The sequence below is a fragment of the Pseudomonas sp. BF-RE-25 genome, assembly GCF_019956105.1.
Taxonomy (GTDB): Bacteria; Pseudomonadota; Gammaproteobacteria; order Pseudomonadales; family Pseudomonadaceae; genus Aquipseudomonas; species Aquipseudomonas migulae.
Window position 1 is genome coordinate 75,878 of record NZ_JAHBDB010000004.1, and the last position, 13,480, is coordinate 89,357.

Consider the following 13,480-nt stretch of genomic DNA (forward strand, 5'->3'; position numbering starts at 1 on the left):
CGCGATGGACGTAAACGATGACGCTAACTGCCTGAGTGATCGCGGTGCCTGGAGGTTTTTCGCGAGCAGGCTCGCTCCTACAGGAGGGTTGTGTACGGAAATGGAGCTTCGAACAATTCAGGATCGCTGTCACACGGGGTAATACCAGTATATCCCGCGTGAATACTTCGTGTATTTAATGTTGTTTGCTGGCGTGGTACATTGTGTACTTTAGTGGTACGTACCACAGTACGAAATCGTAGGAGAGTTCATGGCACGCGGTGGTGTTAACAAAGCAGTGGTGCAAGCGGCACGCTTGGCAATTCTGGCTCGCGGTGAAAACCCCAGCATCGATGCAGTACGGATCGAAATGGGCAATACCGGCTCGAAAACCACTATTCACCGGTACTTGAAGGAGCTGGATGACGGCGCCGAGCCGGTAGCGCCCTCCTCCGAACCCATCGATGACGAGCTGGCCGGGCTGGTCTCGCGCCTTGCGCAACGGCTCAAAGAGCAGGCGCAGGAACCGATCGATCAGGCTCGCGCGCAGTTCGAACAGCAACGAAAAAACCTGGAAAGCCAGCTGACAGACGCCCAGGAAGCCAACAGCGAATTGCAGCAGCAGTACGAGATTCAAACCCTGGCGCTGACGCAGGAGTCCGACACCCTGCAAAACACCCTGTCGATGCTGCAGACCGAGCAAACCCGTAACGCCGGAATGAACCAGGCGCTCGCCGATTTCGAGTTGCGCTTGCAGGACAAGGACGAGCAGATCCGCTCCCTTGAGGAAAAGCACCTGCACGCCCGTGACGCACTGGAGCACTATCGCAACGCCGTCAAAGAGCAGCGCGAGCAGGAACAAAGCCGCCATGAGGGCCAGGTGCAGCAGATTCAGATGGAGTTGCGCCAGGCCCAGCAAAACGCCCTGGTGCGTCAGGATGAAATCACCCAATTGCACCGCGACAACGAACGCCTGCTGACCGAAAACCGTGGCACGCTGCGCGAGCTGAGCCTATTGCAAGAACAGCTCAAGCACACCCATACCCGCCAGGATCAACTGCTGGAACAGGTCAACCGGATCGACAGCGAACGCACCCTCCTCCAGGAACGCCTGCGCGCAGCACTGCTGGAGAGCCAGTCGCTGAAGCAGAACGTCGAGGAGCAGTCGCAGATAAACAAAGCGCTGGAAATTGAATTACTGAAGACTCAGGCGAGCCTCGATGAAAGCGTGCGCCTGGCAGCGGTCATTGCGACAGCGCCAGACGCAGCCAAGGCCGATTAACCCGCGACCGGTGTACGCATGGTGACGAACTCTTCGGCGGCCGTCGGGTGCACGCCGATGGTTTCGTCGAAGTCACGCTTGGTAGCGCCCGCCTTCAAGGCAATCGCCAGACCTTGCACGATCTCGCCGGCATCCGGTCCGACCATGTGGCAACCCAACACCTTGTCGGTTTTGCCGTCCACCACGAGCTTCATCAGCGTGCGCTCCTGACATTCGGTCAGGGTCAGCTTCATCGGGCGGAAACGGCTTTCGAAGATCGCCACGTCATGGCCGGCCTCGCGAGCCTCTTCTTCCGTGAGGCCGACCGTGCCGATGTTCGGCAAGCTGAATACGGCCGTCGGGATCATCTTGTAATCCACCGGGCGATACTGCTCAGGCTTGAACAAGCGACGCGCAACGGCCATGCCTTCAGCCAGCGCAACCGGCGTGAGCTGAACCCGGCCGATCACATCGCCCAGCGCTAGGATCGACGGCTCGGCGGTCTGGTATTGCTCATCGACCTCGACGAAGCCTTTCTTGTCGAGTTTGACCCCAGTGTTTTCCAGCCCCAGGTTGTCCAGCATCGGACGCCGGCCTGTGGCGTAGAACACGCAATCCGCCTCCAGTTCGCGACCGTCCTTGAGCGTTGCCTTCAAGCTGCCGTCGGCGAGCTTTTCAATGCGCTCGATGTCGGCATTGAATTGCAGGTTCATGCCACGCTTGGTCAGCTCTTCCTGCAAGTGCTTACGCACCGCGCCGTCAAAACCGCGCAGGAACAGATCCCCGCGATACAGCAACGTGGTTTCGGCGCCTAGGCCGTGGAAAATACCGGCGAATTCAACGGCGATGTAACCGCCACCGACAACCAGCACACGTTTTGGCAGCTCTTTGAGGAAGAATGCCTGGTTGGAGCTGATCGCGTGTTCATGCCCCGGAATCTCCGGAATCTGCGGCCAGCCGCCCGTGGCGATCAGGATGTTCTTCGCAGTAAAACGCTCGCCATTAATCTCGACCGTATTAGGATCGACGATCTTCGCGTGCCCTTCATGCAAGGTCACACCGCTGTTAACCAGCAGGTTGCGATAGATACCGTTCAGGCGATTGATCTCGCGATCCTTGTTGGCAATCAGCGTTGCCCAATCAAACTGTGCTTCGCCCGGCGTCCAGCCAAAGCCCGAAGACTGCTCGAAGTCTTCGGCGAAGTGCGCACCGTAGACCAGCAATTTCTTCGGCACGCAGCCGACGTTCACGCACGTACCGCCCAGATAACGACTCTCGGCCACGGCCACTTTCGCGCCAAACCCGGCCGCAAAACGCGCCGCTCGCACACCGCCGGAACCGGCGCCAATCACATAAAGGTCAAAATCGTAGGCCATTTTCAATCTCCTCGGCAGGCAAACAGCATACCCGCAGACGTCCATTGGGCAAGCGCTGCAAACGATATGGGGCCGGAAAATGAAAAAGCCACCCGAAGGTGGCTTTTAAGAAACAAGCAGGTCAAACGCTATCAGTAAGCCTTGCCAGTCTTGTAGAAGTTCTCGAAGCAGAAGTTGGTTGCTTCGATGTAGCCTTCAGCACCACCGCAGTCGAAACGCTTGCCTTTGAATTTGTAGGCAATGACGCAACCGTTTTGCGCCTGTTTCATCAGGGCGTCGGTGATCTGGATCTCGCCGCCCTTGCCTGGCTCGGTTTGCTTGATCAGGTCGAAGATGTCCGGGGTCAGGATGTAACGACCGATGATCGCCAGGTTCGACGGCGCGTCTTCAGGCGCTGGTTTCTCGACCATGTTGCGAACGCGGTAGAGGTCATCACCGATCAGGTCACCGGCAATTACGCCGTACTTGTTGGTTTCCTGCGGATCGACTTCCTGGATCGCAATGATCGAGCAGCGGTACTGTTTGTACAGCTTGACCATCTGCGTCAGTACGCCGTCACCCTCGAGGTTGACGCACAAGTCATCCGCCAACACCACGGCGAAAGGTTCGTCGCCGATCAGCGGACGACCGGTCAGGATGGCATGACCCAGGCCTTTCATTTCGGTCTGGCGAGTGTAGGAGAAAGAGCACTCGTCCAGCAGTTTGCGGATGCCGACCAGGTATTTCTCTTTGTCGGTGCCCTTGATCTGGTTTTCCAGCTCGTAGCTGATGTCGAAGTGGTCTTCCAGGGCGCGCTTGCCACGACCGGTAACGATGGAGATTTCGGTCAAACCGGCATCCAGAGCTTCTTCGACGCCGTACTGGATCAGTGGCTTGTTTACCACCGGCAGCATTTCTTTGGGCATGGCTTTAGTCGCTGGCAGGAAGCGAGTACCGTAACCGGCTGCTGGGAACAAGCATTTCTTGATCATAAAAGTCCTTGAAAGGGCTGTGTGTACGAGTTTCGGCGCAGTCTAATCAGGCGGCGTGCACCTTACAATGCCCCGCACTGGCTAACCGATGCCAACATAGAGAAATATTCTTGCGGATAGTTCCGCAGAACGTCGCGATGCCTCTTATAGATAGCAGATTTTCGGGGCTGCACAGGCGACAACCGAGCATGCAATCGCACCCACCCTACACCCATCAACACCGATTGCGTGCGTTTGGCGTTATCATTGCGCAATTGAACCAGCCAACGAGGCAGATAGATGTCGGTAGCAAAAAGTGTCAACGGGTTCCTGATCAATCAGGCGAAAGACGGCCAGTGGTGGGTAGCCAGCGTCGGCGGCGAGAATATCGCCGGGCCATTCCCGACTGAAGCGTTGGCGATTGAAGTGGCGTCTGTATTGGAACTCGAACACCCGGAGCCGAAGCGTCGCGGCAAGGACAAGTCCTGATCCGGAGCCGATTTGCATGACCAAGCCCTGCCTCGCGCAGGGCTTTTTTGTGATTGGATGAAACGAAGTGGCCTTTCGCTATAACCTTTTGATGCCGGCGCTGTCACAGGCTTGGCCCCATCACCCTGACGACGACCACGACATGAATAGATTTTTGCCTTTGATTGCGATATTGGCCCTGAGTGGCTGCGCCACCTCTGAAAAGACTTACCTGGGCAATGGCGAAACAGGCCTGTCCATCGACTGCTCCGGCGAAGCCAATTCGTGGGCCTCCTGCTATGAAAAAGCCGATGCCTCCTGCGCTGGCACCGGCTATCGAATCGTCGGCACCGACGGAACCCCGTCGACCAAGGAAAGCGACAAGACCCTCGGCGTCGACGTAGGCAACTACAAAAACCGCAGCGTCGTGGTGGTCTGCAAGTAAGGCGCCCTGCCCTACATGTGAATTTCGGCGAACTTGATCCCGAGACCGCGCACGGTCTCGATCAGATCGTCGAGACGACTGAAGGATTCGACTTCATCGTTATCGTCCACCAGAAAATAGCTGCGCCCGGCGCTTTTCTTGAAAAACACGATCCATTCCCCCGGATCAGCCGGATTTTGAATCACATGGGTAGCAGAGATGTGACCCTCTGCGTGCCGTTCCCGTACCTGCTCTCGCTTCATGCTCGACTCCAGAAATGACAATGCCGCCAAAGCGTTGCTTTGACGGCATCGATGCTGACTGTCGCCAGTCTATCAGCCGGAAATGCACGCCGTGGCGGCATCGCGCACATCCATGGGGCGTAACGGCACATTGGAGATGCGCTCATGCAGCTTGATGCTGCTGCCACTGGAGCGTTCTTCGATATCGAATACGGCGGCCGGGCCAGAGGAGAACTTCTGCGGCACAATGACCCGCACACCGTCTTTGCCCTGCGGCTCGACTTGCAGGGCGCCGCGACTGCTGGCCAGTTTTTCGGTCAGGCATTGTGCGTACTCATGGGGCTTCTTGCCTGAAATCACGCTCATGGTGGGCAGCGATTCGTTGATTTCCGAGACGCTCGCACAACCACTCATCGCCAACGCCAACGGCAAGCCCCACACACCCCACTTCATAAAAAACCTCCGACAAAGACCCTCCGACAGCACAAATGCTGGTTTTCTCCGAGGCCCACTGCTTTTATCGCTCATAGAATTCCGAATAACTGTTTTTAATTGTCAAAGCGGAGCTCGACGACCGGATAATAACCCGTTCGGGCTGATAAACTGCGCCAATCGCCCATGCTATCGTTTTGATTTTGTAGAAAAAGCCCTTCTGGAGGCGCCTCATGAAATTTATCCACCAGCGCGAGCACCTCAACGAAGACGACATCGTCGTCATCCAGTGCTCGCAAATGTGCAACATCCGCTTGATGAACGACGCCAATTTCCGCAGCTTCAAAAATGGCGGCCGTCACACTTACCATGGTGGTGCATTCGACACCTTCCCGGCCCGTATTACTGCACCAAGCACCGGTTTCTGGAACATCACCATCGACACCGTCAACCGTCGGGCGATCAGCGTGACCCGCAAACCGACCTTGTCCCACTCGATCAAGATCATCCGCCGCTCCACCACGAAACTGAGCTGAGCACCGCCCGACTCGAACACAGGCAGATATGACCGTGACCCAAACAACCAAGTACGTCATCAAATACAAACTCAACGGCGAACGCCGCTTCGAATTTGCCCAGCTTGAAAACGGCACCGAAGCAGAAGCCAAAGCCGCGCTGGACGCCATTCATGGCCAGGGCGAAGACGTCATCAGCGAGATCAGCGTCAGCAAAGCGCTGTAACGGGATTCGGAGCGACAACCGGGATGTCTGCTCCGTCCGTTGAATTTGACCGCAAGCGCCGGAGTGTTCACGACGGCAGCGCTCCCTAGACTGGCCACCTCAACCCTGGGTTAAGGAGTCAGCACATGTTTAACGAGCGTACGCTCGATGCACTCGACTGGGACATTCTGTACCAGCAACTCGATCAGGATGGCTGCGCCATCATCCGGTCATTGCTGAGTGCCGAAGAGTGTGACGACATCAGCGCGCTCTATGCGAACCCAGAGCCTTTCCGCTCCCAGGTCATGATGGCCCGCCACGGCTTTGGCCGCGGCGAGTACAAATACTTCCGCTATCCGCTACCGGATCTCGTCTGCCGAATGCGCAATGCGCTTTACCCGCGACTGGTGCCGATTGCCAATCGCTGGTACGAGCAGATGGACTTGCCGATCCGCTTCCCTCCAAGGCACGAGGCGTTCCTAGAGCGCTGTCATGCCGCGGGTCAGCAACGCCCAACGCCGTTGTTGCTGCAATATGGGCCACAGGACTACAACTGCCTGCATCAGGATCTGTACGGTGAACACGTTTTTCCACTGCAAGTGGCGATTCTTCTGTCAGAGCCAGGCGAAGATTTCACCGGCGGCGAGTTTGTACTGACCGAGCAACGGCCACGGATGCAGTCTCGCCCCCAGGTGATTGGCCTGAAGAAAGGTGACGGGCTGATCTTTGCCGTCAACCAACGACCAGTCAAAGGCGTTCGCGGCTTCTACCGTGTCACGTTGCGCCACGGGGTCAGTCGCCTGCACAGCGGAAAACGGCATACCCTTGGAATCATCTTTCACGATGCGACATGACCCCATGACCCCGAGCACTTTCGACCTGTTTGCCGACGCCGAGCCCGAGCAGCTACCTCGGCGCGAGCAGATCGGCGAACAGTCCTGCGTACTGAGAGGCTTTGCCCTGCCCTGGCTGGATCGTTTGCTGCCTGCACTGGAAGCGGTTCTGGCCGCCGCGCCGTTTCGGCAGATGGTCACGCCCGGCGGCTTCATCATGTCGGCAGCCATGAGCAGTTGCGGCACCTGGGGCTGGACCACCGACCGCAGCGGTTATCGCTACACCCGCAATGATCCGCAAACCGACGCGCCCTGGCCGGCTATGCCTGCGGTGTTTTTGGCGCTCGCACAAGCGGCGGCGCGCGAAGCCGGTTTTGCTGATTTCGTACCCGATTCGTGCCTGATCAACCGTTATGTCCCCGGCGCCAAAATGTCATTGCATCAAGACAAGGATGAAGCGTCCTACGCGGCGCCGATCGTTTCGGTCTCCCTGGGCTTGCCGGCGATGTTCTTGTTTGGCGGGTTTGAACGCAGCGATAAAAGCCAGCGAGTGCCACTGTTGCACGGCGATATCGTGGTCTGGGGCGGCGTTGATCGCTTGCGTTATCACGGTGTCTTGCCGATCAAGGACGGTCAGCACCCGCGAATGGGCGAGCAACGGATCAACTTCACGTTTCGTACCGCAAAATGAATCTTCGAATTTGACCGCAAGCCCCGGAGTGCGACGACTGCGCCGGCTGGATAATCTGAATCAAACAGGTCAACGGACAAGAAGCCATGACACGCCAATCGACAAGAATCGCCACCGAAAACGATCCGCGCTGGGCCGCCGTCGTCGCACGCGATCCCCGCGCAGACGGGCAGTTTGTGTATGCCGTGAAAACCACCGGCATCTATTGCAGCCCCAGCAGTCTGGCGCGTTTGCCCAAGCCGCAGAACGTCGAATTCTTCGACACCGCCGAGCAAGCCCAGGCGGCCGGCTACCGCCCGAGCAAACGCGCGGCGAAGGATCAAAGTGACGTCGCCGCGCAACATGCCGCAACGGTGGCTGCCGCATGCCGTCAGATCGAGACCGCAGAGCATCTGCCGGCACTGAGTGAACTGGCCGACGTGGCGGGCCTGAGCAGCTTCCACTTTCACCGAGTGTTTAAAGCCGTGACCGGGCTGACGCCCAAGGGTTACGCCACGGCCCATCGTTCACGCAAGGTTCGCCAACGTTTGATCGATGGAGGCTCGGTGACCGATGCCTTGTATGACGCCGGTTTCAATTCCAATAGCCGATTTTATGAGGCGGCGGATCAATTGTTGGGGATGAAACCTGGCGACTACCGCGCCGAAGGCCAGAACAACGATATTCGGTTTGCCGTCGGCCAGTGTTCTTTAGGGGCGATTCTGGTGGCGCAAAGCGAACGTGGGGTGTGCGCGATTCTGCTGGGTGATGATCCGCACCAATTGGTGTGCGACCTGCAGGACAAGTTTCGGCGGGCCAACCTGATCGGCGCCGACCACGGGTTCGAGCAGTTGATCGCCCAGGTTGTCGGGTTTATCGAAGCGCCGGCTATCGGCCTGGACTTGCCTCTGGATGTGCGCGGCACGGCGTTTCAGGAGCGCGTCTGGCAAGCCCTGCAGGAGATTCCTGTCGGCAGCACCGCCAGCTACGCCGACATCGCGCAGCGCATCGGCTCGCCGAAAGCGGTGCGCGCCGTGGCCCAGGCCTGTGGCGCGAACAGTCTGGCGGTGGCCATCCCGTGCCATCGCGTGGTGCGCAGTGACGGCAACTTGTCGGGGTATCGTTGGGGAGTGGAGCGCAAGCGGCAGTTGTTGGAGCGCGAAAGCCAATAAATAAAAAGCTCGCAGCCTGCGGCAGTCGCAGGCTGCGTTTTTTGCTTTCAGCGATTCACATCCACCACCACACGGCCGCGCAGTTGACCGGCGAGCAATCGCGGTGCCGCATCGATCGCCTCACTCAAACCGATTTCGTGGCTGATCAGCGGCAGCAAGGCAAAGTCCAGATCCTTGGCCAGACGGTTCCAGGCCAGTACCCGTTTGGCTTTGGGTTGGGTCACGCTGTTGATTCCGGCCAGGGTCACACCGCGCAAAATGAACGGGGCGACAGACGCCGGAAAGTCCATGCCCTGCGCCAGACCACACGCGGCAACAGTGCCGTTGGCTTTCGTGCTGGCACAGGCGTTGGCCAGGGTGTGACTGCCGACCGAGTCGATCACGGCCGCCCAACGCTCTTTGGCCAGCGGTTTTCCCGACTCGGACAAGGTCGCGCGGTCGATGATTTCGCTGGCACCCAATTGCTTGAGGTAGTCGTGTTCGGAGGTGCGGCCAGTGGACGCGACCACCCGGTAGCCGAGCTTGTTCAACAGCGCGATGGCGAAACTGCCTACACCACCGTTGGCGCCCGTGACCAGAACATCACCCTGCTCAGGCGTCACCCCGTTATGTTCCAAGGCCAGGATACTCAGCATCGCCGTGTAACCGGCCGTGCCTATCGCCATTGCCTGGGCAGCGGTGAACTCTCGAGGCAGCGGAATCAGCCAGTCGCCATTCAGGCGCGCCTTCTGCGCCAATCCGCCCCAATGCCCTTCACCTACTCCCCAGCCATTGAGTACGACTTGATCACCGACCTTGTAGTCCGGATGCCCACTGACTTCGACAGTCCCCGCCAGATCAATGCCCGGCACCATCGGGAATTTTCGCACCACCGGGCTGCTGCCGGTGATCGCCAGACCGTCCTTGAAGTTAAGCGTGCTGTACGCCACACGCACTGTCACATCGCCCTCGGGCAGTTGATCGTCATTGATCTCTTGCAGTGTGGCCCGGTAACCGCTGTCGTCTTTGTCGATCAAAATGCCTTGGAACATTGTCGTCTCCTGTCAGATCATTCAGTTGTCGTGCTACTGGAATATCACACGGCAACCTTTTGCCGTACCCGACTTTAAGCCAATCCAGGAATGCCCCATCCTGAAACCCGATTGGCCTTGCGCCTGTCTTTGCTGATACAAGTCCCGTTCTACAGCCCTTCCCCGTCATGACCCGGAGAACCTTGAAATGAGCCAATGGCCAGATACCCGAATCATTGATTTGCTGGGGGTCGAACTGCCGATCATCCAGGCTCCGATGGCTGGCGCAACCGGTTCGGCCATGGTGATCGCCGCGAGCAATGCCGGCGGCCTGGGCTCGATGCCCGCAGCCATGCTGACCACCGAACAGTTGCGCGAAGAATTGAAGACCATTCGCCAACACACTCAACGCCCGATCAACGTCAACTTCTTCTGCCATCAGCCGCCCGCTGCCGACGAGCAACGTGCCCGGGACTGGAAGAATCTGCTGGAACCCTACTACCGCGAACTCGGCGTGGATTTCGACGCGCCGACGCCCGTATCCAATCGCGCGCCGTTCGATAACGCGACCTGTGAAGTGATCGAAGAATGCCGCCCCGAAGTGGTGAGTTTTCACTTCGGCCTGCCGGAAAAATCCCTGCTGGATCGTGTCAAGGCGACCGGGGCGAAAGTGCTGTCTTCGGCAACGACTGTCGAAGAAGCCGTCTGGCTTGAGCAACATGGCTGTGACGCGATCATCGCCATGGGTTACGAAGCCGGTGGCCATCGGGGCATGTTTCTCAGCGACGATTTGAGCAGCCAGGTGGGCCTCTTCGCGCTGCTGCCACAAATTGTCGACGCGGTGAAAGTGCCGGTGATTGCCGCTGGCGGCATTGCCGATGCACGGGGCGTGGCAGCGGCGTTTCTGTTGGGCGCGTCCGCGGTGCAGGTGGGCACGGCGTATTTGTTTACGCCGGAAGCCAAGGTCAGCGCCTCTCATCACAAGGCGTTGCGCACGGCCAAAGAAAGCGAGACGGCCGTCACCAACATTTTCACCGGCCGCCCGGCACGCGGGATTCTCAATCGCGTGATGCGCGAACTCGGACCGATCTGCGATAAAGCACCGGCCTTCCCGTTGGCGGGTGGGGCATTGATGCCATTGCGGGCAAAGGGCGAAGCGGATTTCAGCAACCTCTGGGCCGGGCAGGCGTTCAGGTTAGGGGTTGAGATGACGACAGCAGAATTGACGCAGCGTCTGGCCCAAGACGGATTGGCGAAACTGTTGCACCGCTAGGCACAAGACCTGAGGCGAGGCGTTTCGCCGCAATGCAATCGAGATCAACACATTCCGTTTGCAGGCAATTCGCTATATATTCCGCTATATAGCGTTTTAACCCCTCGCTGTCCCTGCCTACAACGGAGCCGTTTCATGACCATTCGTGCCTCACGTTTTGCCCCTACTTGCCTGGCGAGCCTGCTCGCTGTGTTCGCCATTGGCGCGGCCCAGGCGGACGAAGTCCAGGTCGCCGTCGCGGCCAACTTCACCGCGCCGATCCAGGCTATCGCTGCCGATTTCGAGAAAGACACCGGGCACAAACTGGTCACCTCCTTTGGGGCAACCGGCCAGTTCTATACGCAGATCAAGAATGGCGCGCCGTTTGAAGTGTTCCTGTCGGCGGACGACACCACCCCGCAAAAACTCGAAGCCGAAGGCGACATCGTCAAGGGTTCGCGCTTCACTTACGCCGTTGGCACCCTGGCGTTGTGGTCGGCCAAGGAAGGTTACGTCGATGCCAAAGGGGACGTGCTGAAAAAGAACGAATATCAGCATCTCTCCATCGCCAACCCGAAAGCCGCTCCTTATGGCCTGGCTGCCACCCAGGTTTTGGCCAAGCAGGGCCTGACCGACAAGGTCAAAGACAAGATCGTTGAAGGCCAGAACATCACCCAGGCATATCAGTTTGTCTCAACCGGTAACGCAGAACTGGGCTTTGTCGCCTTGTCGCAGATCTACAAAGACGGCAAAGTCACCAGCGGTTCGGCGTGGATCGTTCCGGCCAGCCTGCACGACCCGATCAAACAAGACGCGGTGATCCTCAACAAAGGCAAGGACAACCCGGCTGCCAAGGCGCTGGTTGACTACCTCAAAGGTCCGAAAGCCGCTGCTGTCATCAAATCCTACGGTTACCAACTCTAAATGACGCTAACGAGTGCCGATTTTTCCGCCATCTGGCTGACCCTGAAACTGGCGTCCCTGACGACGGTTATCCTGCTGGTGATCGGCACTCCGATTGCGTTATGGCTCTCGCGCACCCAATCCTGGCTGCGCGGCCCGGTCGGGGCGATTGTCGCCCTGCCCCTGGTGCTGCCGCCCACGGTGATCGGTTTTTATCTGTTGCTGGCGTTAGGCCCTAACGGCTTTATCGGCCACTTCACTCAATCGCTGGGGCTTGGCACCCTGACGTTCAGTTTTGCCGGATTGGTGATCGGCTCGGTGCTCTATTCGATGCCGTTCGTGGTCCAGCCGTTGCAAAACGCTTTTTCTGCCATCGGCACCCGCCCGCTGGAAGTGGCTGCGACCTTGCGCGCCAATCCCTGGGACACCTTTTTCAGCGTGATCCTGCCTCTGGCCCGACCGGGGTTCATCACCGCCGCGATTCTCGGTTTCGCTCACACTGTCGGTGAGTTTGGCGTGGTGCTGATGATCGGCGGCAACATCCCCGACAAGACCCGCGTGGTCTCGGTGCAGATCTACGATCACGTCGAAGCCATGGAATACGCCCAGGCCCACTGGCTGGCCGGGGCGATGCTGGTGTTCTCGTTTGCCGTTTTACTGGCGCTGTACTCCAGCCGTAAAACCAAAGCGGGCTGGAGCTGATCGATGATTCAAACACGTCTGAAACTGAGGTATTCGGGGTTCGCCCTGAATGTGGACTTGCAACTGCCCGGCCGTGGCGTCACCGCGCTTTACGGCCATTCCGGCTCGGGCAAGACCACCTGTTTGCGCTGCATCGCAGGCCTGGAACGGGCCGAACAAGGCTTTATCCAGGTCAACGATGAAGTCTGGCAGGACAGCGACAAGAAGATTTTCGTAGCGCCGCACAAACGCGCGATCGGTTATGTCTTCCAGGAAGCCAGTCTGTTTACGCACTTGTCGGTGTTGGCGAACCTGCAGTTCGGCCTCAAGCGAATTCCCAGGCAACAACGCCGGGTCGACATGGCGCACGCGACGGAACTGTTGGGCATCGGTCATCTGCTGGACCGCCATCCGCAGCACTTGTCGGGTGGCGAGCGACAGCGTGTCGGCATCGCCCGCGCGCTGCTCACCAGCCCGAAACTGTTGCTGATGGACGAACCGCTGGCGGCGCTGGATTCGCAACGCAAAAGCGAAATCCTGCCCTACCTGCAAAGGCTGCACGATGAGCTGGACATCCCGGTGCTGTACGTCAGCCATTCCCAGGATGAAGTGGCGCGACTGGCCGACCACATCGTCCTGCTCAGCAACGGCAAAGCCCTGGCCAGCGGCCCTATCGGCGAAACGCTGGCCAGGCTCGATTTGCCTTTGGCGTTGGGCGATGACGCCGGCGTGGTGATCGAGGGCCACGTCAGTGCCTATGACGCCGATTATCAGTTGCTGACCTTGCAACTGCCAGGCACCGCTCTGAACATCCGCGTGACGCACACGCCAATGGACCCCGGCCAGGCGTTGCGTTGCAAGGTCCAGGCGCGCGATGTCAGCCTGAGCCTGCACAGCGCCGAGCAAAGCAGCATCCTCAACCGTCTGCCGGTGACCGTGATCAGTGAAATGGGCGCAGACAACGCCGCCCACGTGCTGATTCGCCTGGACGCGGCAGGTACACCGCTGCTGGCGCGAATCACCCGCTACTCCCGGGATCAGTTGCAGGTGCATCCCGGCCAACAGCTCTGGGCGCAAATCAAAGCGGTGGCGGTGCTGGCGTAAATC

The 13,480-nt window shown here is 58.8% G+C and carries 17 protein-coding genes; 12 read left to right on the forward strand and 5 right to left on the reverse strand.

The window, feature by feature from the left end:
- Positions 1-250 precede the first annotated feature (250 nt).
- Positions 251-1,261 carry a DNA-binding protein gene (locus KGB24_RS02215; protein ID WP_223416083.1) on the forward strand — a complete coding sequence of 337 codons (1,011 nt, stop codon included), beginning with the start codon at positions 251-253 and terminating at the stop codon, positions 1,259-1,261.
- Here KGB24_RS02215 and gorA read toward each other — a convergent pair.
- Both gorA and galU read right to left on the reverse strand, forming a co-directional pair.
- Positions 1,258-2,616 (reverse strand): glutathione-disulfide reductase, encoded by a 1,359-nt coding sequence (gorA, locus tag KGB24_RS02220; protein ID WP_223416084.1) that lies wholly within the window; start codon positions 2,614-2,616, stop codon positions 1,258-1,260. The genes KGB24_RS02215 and gorA overlap by 4 nt on opposite strands.
- A gap of 131 nt (positions 2,617-2,747) precedes the next feature.
- Positions 2,748-3,587: a UTP--glucose-1-phosphate uridylyltransferase GalU gene (gene galU, locus KGB24_RS02225; RefSeq protein ID WP_008031071.1), complete on the reverse strand. Its 840-nt coding sequence runs from the start codon at positions 3,585-3,587 to the stop codon at positions 2,748-2,750.
- 279 nt (positions 3,588-3,866) lie between these two features.
- Between galU and KGB24_RS02230 the strand changes: the two genes are divergently transcribed.
- On the forward strand, positions 3,867-4,055 hold the full coding sequence (locus KGB24_RS02230) for a hypothetical protein (protein ID WP_008031068.1): 189 nt from the start codon (positions 3,867-3,869) through the stop codon (positions 4,053-4,055).
- 142 nt (positions 4,056-4,197) lie between these two features.
- Positions 4,198-4,479: a hypothetical protein gene (locus KGB24_RS02235; protein ID WP_008036896.1), complete on the forward strand. Its 282-nt coding sequence runs from the start codon at positions 4,198-4,200 to the stop codon at positions 4,477-4,479.
- An 11-nt stretch (positions 4,480-4,490) separates the two neighbouring features.
- Here KGB24_RS02235 and KGB24_RS02240 read toward each other — a convergent pair whose 3' ends face one another.
- Positions 4,491-4,721: a hypothetical protein gene (locus tag KGB24_RS02240; protein ID WP_008031064.1), complete on the reverse strand. Its 231-nt coding sequence runs from the start codon at positions 4,719-4,721 to the stop codon at positions 4,491-4,493.
- Positions 4,722-4,793: 72 nt separating this feature from the next.
- Entirely contained in the window at positions 4,794-5,153 is a 360-nt protein-coding gene (locus tag KGB24_RS02245) for a hypothetical protein (RefSeq protein ID WP_223416085.1), read from the reverse strand.
- A 212-nt stretch (positions 5,154-5,365) separates the two neighbouring features.
- On the opposite strand from KGB24_RS02245, the gene KGB24_RS02250 reads away from it, so the two are divergent.
- From KGB24_RS02250 to ada, 5 genes are all read left to right on the forward strand, one after another.
- Entirely contained in the window at positions 5,366-5,668 is a 303-nt protein-coding gene (locus KGB24_RS02250; protein WP_008031060.1) for a DUF1883 domain-containing protein, read from the forward strand.
- A gap of 34 nt (positions 5,669-5,702) precedes the next feature.
- On the forward strand, positions 5,703-5,873 hold the full coding sequence (locus KGB24_RS02255) for a hypothetical protein (protein ID WP_162130704.1): 171 nt from the start codon (positions 5,703-5,705) through the stop codon (positions 5,871-5,873).
- A gap of 125 nt (positions 5,874-5,998) precedes the next feature.
- A complete protein-coding gene (locus KGB24_RS02260) occupies positions 5,999-6,706 on the forward strand; it encodes a 2OG-Fe(II) oxygenase (RefSeq protein WP_223416086.1) in 708 nt (235 codons plus the stop codon).
- The gene (alkB, locus tag KGB24_RS02265; RefSeq protein WP_223416087.1) at positions 6,696-7,376 is read left to right on the forward strand and encodes a DNA oxidative demethylase AlkB; all 681 of its coding nucleotides are present in this window, start codon (positions 6,696-6,698) and stop codon (positions 7,374-7,376) included. Before KGB24_RS02260 ends, alkB begins: the two co-directional genes overlap by 11 nt.
- An 86-nt stretch (positions 7,377-7,462) precedes the next feature.
- A complete protein-coding gene (gene ada / locus KGB24_RS02270) occupies positions 7,463-8,527 on the forward strand; it encodes a bifunctional DNA-binding transcriptional regulator/O6-methylguanine-DNA methyltransferase Ada (RefSeq protein ID WP_223416088.1) in 1,065 nt (354 codons plus the stop codon).
- 47 nt (positions 8,528-8,574) lie between these two features.
- Here ada and KGB24_RS02275 read toward each other — a convergent pair whose 3' ends face one another.
- Complete coding sequence (locus tag KGB24_RS02275) at positions 8,575-9,558, reverse strand: MDR family oxidoreductase (protein WP_223416089.1); 984 nt, start codon at positions 9,556-9,558, stop codon at positions 8,575-8,577.
- Between the two features lie 187 nt (positions 9,559-9,745).
- On the opposite strand from KGB24_RS02275, the gene KGB24_RS02280 reads away from it, so the two are divergent.
- From KGB24_RS02280 to modC, 4 genes are all read left to right on the forward strand, one after another.
- Positions 9,746-10,810 (forward strand): NAD(P)H-dependent flavin oxidoreductase, encoded by a 1,065-nt coding sequence (locus KGB24_RS02280; protein ID WP_223416090.1) that lies wholly within the window; start codon positions 9,746-9,748, stop codon positions 10,808-10,810.
- Between the two features lie 135 nt (positions 10,811-10,945).
- Positions 10,946-11,713 (forward strand): molybdate ABC transporter substrate-binding protein, encoded by a 768-nt coding sequence (gene modA / locus KGB24_RS02285; protein ID WP_008031048.1) that lies wholly within the window; start codon positions 10,946-10,948, stop codon positions 11,711-11,713.
- The gene (gene modB, locus KGB24_RS02290) at positions 11,714-12,394 is read left to right on the forward strand and encodes a molybdate ABC transporter permease subunit (RefSeq protein ID WP_192416215.1); all 681 of its coding nucleotides are present in this window, start codon (positions 11,714-11,716) and stop codon (positions 12,392-12,394) included.
- A 3-nt stretch (positions 12,395-12,397) separates the two neighbouring features.
- Entirely contained in the window at positions 12,398-13,477 is a 1,080-nt protein-coding gene (modC, locus tag KGB24_RS02295; RefSeq protein WP_192227046.1) for a molybdenum ABC transporter ATP-binding protein, read from the forward strand.
- Positions 13,478-13,480: the final 3 nt, after the last annotated feature.